1 protein-coding gene, 1 tRNA gene and 2 rRNA genes (1 of these 4 cut by a window edge) are annotated in these 2,500 nt (G+C 54.5%); 3 read left to right on the top strand and 1 reads right to left on the bottom strand.

The window, feature by feature from the left end:
* The 3 genes from AC1DX6_RS30455 to AC1DX6_RS30445 form a co-directional block, all read left to right on the top strand.
* Positions 1-1,825: ribosomal RNA gene (locus tag AC1DX6_RS30455) — 23S ribosomal RNA — on the top strand (it extends 982 nt beyond the left edge of the window).
* A gap of 143 nt (positions 1,826-1,968) precedes the next feature.
* Positions 1,969-2,083, top strand: a 5S ribosomal RNA gene (gene rrf, locus AC1DX6_RS30450).
* A gap of 153 nt (positions 2,084-2,236) precedes the next feature.
* Positions 2,237-2,313, top strand: a tRNA-Met gene (locus AC1DX6_RS30445).
* On the opposite strand, the gene AC1DX6_RS30440 is transcribed toward AC1DX6_RS30445, so the two are convergent.
* A partial coding sequence (locus AC1DX6_RS30440) for a hypothetical protein (protein WP_477320281.1) occupies positions 2,292-2,500 on the bottom strand: 209 nt, incomplete at its 5' end. The genes AC1DX6_RS30445 and AC1DX6_RS30440 overlap by 22 nt on opposite strands.

The following is a 2,500-nucleotide window of genomic DNA, read 5'->3' as shown; positions in this document are numbered from 1 at the left end:
GTCGGCAGACACACGGCGGGTGCTAACGTCCGTCGTGAAAAGGGAAACAACCCTGACCTACAGCTAAGGTCCCCAAGTTATGGCTAAGTGGGAAAGGATGTGAGGATCCCAAAACAACCAGGATGTTGGCTTAGAAGCAGCCATCATTTAAAGAAAGCGTAACAGCTCACTGGTCTAAATAAGGGTCTTTGCGCCGAAAATGTAACGGGGCTAAAGCCATACACCGAAGCTTAGGGTTTGCAGCAATGCAAGCGGTAGCGGAGCGTTCTGTAAGCTGATGAAGCCATACCCGTGAGGGGTGGTGGAGGTATCAGAAGTGCGAATGCTGACATGAGTAACGTAAGGGGAGTGAGAGACTCCCCCGCCGAAAGTCCAAGGGTTCCTGCTTAAAGCTAATCTGAGCAGGGTTAGCCGGCCCCTAAGTCGAGGCAGAAATGCGTAGACGATGGGAACCACGTTAATATTCGTGGGCCTGGAGGAAGTGACGGATCATTGAGGTAGTCCAATCTTATCGGATTGAACGGGCTGCTGCGTGGTTCCAGGAAATAGCTCCTCCTTATAGACCGTACCCGAAACCGACACTGGTGGACTGGTAGAGTATACCAAGGCGCTTGAGAGAACTATGCTGAAGGAACTCGGCAAATTGCACGCGTAACTTCGGAAGAAGCGTGACCCTTTTCTACGCAAGTGGAGGAGGGTGGCACAGACCAGGGGGTAGCGACTGTTTATCAAAAACACAGGGCTCTGCGAAGTCGCAAGACGACGTATAGGGTCTGACGCCTGCCCGGTGCTGGAAGGTTAAGAGGAGGGGTGCAAGCTCTGAATCGAAGCCCCAGTAAACGGCGGCCGTAACTATAACGGTCCTAAGGTAGCGAAATTCCTTGTCGGGTAAGTTCCGACCTGCACGAATGGCGTAACGACTTCCCCGCTGTCTCCAGCATAGACTCAGTGAAATTGAATTCCCCGTGAAGATGCGGGGTTCCTGCGGTTAGACGGAAAGACCCCGTGCACCTTTACTATAGCTTTACATTGGCATTCGTAGTGGCATGTGTAGGATAGGTGGTAGGCTTTGAAACCTGGGCGCCAGCTCAGGTGGAGCCATCCTTGAAATACCACCCTTATTACTATGGATGTCTAACCGCGGCCCGTTATCCGGGTCCGGGACAATGTATGGTGGGTAGTTTGACTGGGGCGGTCGCCTCCTAAAGAGTAACGGAGGCGCGCGATGGTGGGCTCAGACCGGTCGGAAATCGGTCGCTGAGTGCAATGGCATAAGCCTGCCTGACTGCGAGACTGACAAGTCGAGCAGAGACGAAAGTCGGTCATAGTGATCCGGTGGTCCCGCGTGGAAGGGCCATCGCTCAACGAATAAAAGGTACGCCGGGGATAACAGGCTGATGACCCCCAAGAGTCCATATCGACGGGGTTGTTTGGCACCTCGATGTCGACTCATCGCATCCTGGGGCTGGAGCAGGTCCCAAGGGTATGGCTGTTCGCCATTTAAAGCGGTACGTGAGTTGGGTTCAGAACGTCGTGAGACAGTTCGGTCCCTATCTGCCGTGGGTGTAGGAATATTGAAAGGATCTGTCCCTAGTACGAGAGGACCGGGATGGACGGATCTCTGGTGGACCTGTTGTGGCGCCAGCCGCATAGCAGGGTAGCTATATCCGGACGGGATAACCGCTGAAGGCATCTAAGCGGGAAACCCACCTTAAAACGAGTATTCCCTGAGAACCGTGGAAGACGACCACGTTGATAGGCCGGGTGTGGAAGAGCGGCAACGCTTGAAGCTTACCGGTACTAATAGTTCGATCGGCTTGATCGTTCTCATTCCTTATGCCCATTTGAAAAAATGGATGGCACGACAAAGACCAGCGAAAAGCTCCGACAGAGCCCAAGGCGTAACGCCTGAGGCATTGTCGCGGCCAATCGCTCAAAAAGCTTCTCGAACAACGTGCGTTTTGCCGACCTGGTGGTTATGGCGGAGCGGCTGCACCCGATCCCATTCCGAACTCGGCCGTGAAACGCTCCAGCGCTGATGGTACTTCGTCTCAAGACGCGGGAGAGTAGGTCGCTGCCAGGTCTGCTAAATGCACGTTGAACTCACATCCACTCGGATGGAGTGAAATCTTCTCTCTACGAACAGGCCCGCCAACGGGACTACGGGCCGCGCAAGCGGCCCTTTCATTTGGTGGTCTCTTGATTCCGGTAAGCTAAAACTTACCTCTAAGGTTGACGCGGGGTGGAGCAGCCCGGTAGCTCGTCAGGCTCATAACCTGAAGGTCACAGGTTCAAATCCTGTCCCCGCAACCAAATACAGAAGAGCCCGCCTTGTGCGGGCTCTTTTGTATTTTGCTGTGGTGGCCGGCCGATCTTAACCTGGCATCAGGGGCCCGCAACGAGGCGCAGCCGACGCCGCGGGACAGAAAAGCCAAAGCCTCTCCCCGAAACCAAATCACAAAAACGGCCCGCTCAAAGCGGGCAGTTTTGCGTTTGCGTT

The organism is Mesorhizobium sp. P2_C4 (assembly GCF_056404575.1).
This window is presented reverse-complemented; position numbering and strand designations above follow the sequence as displayed.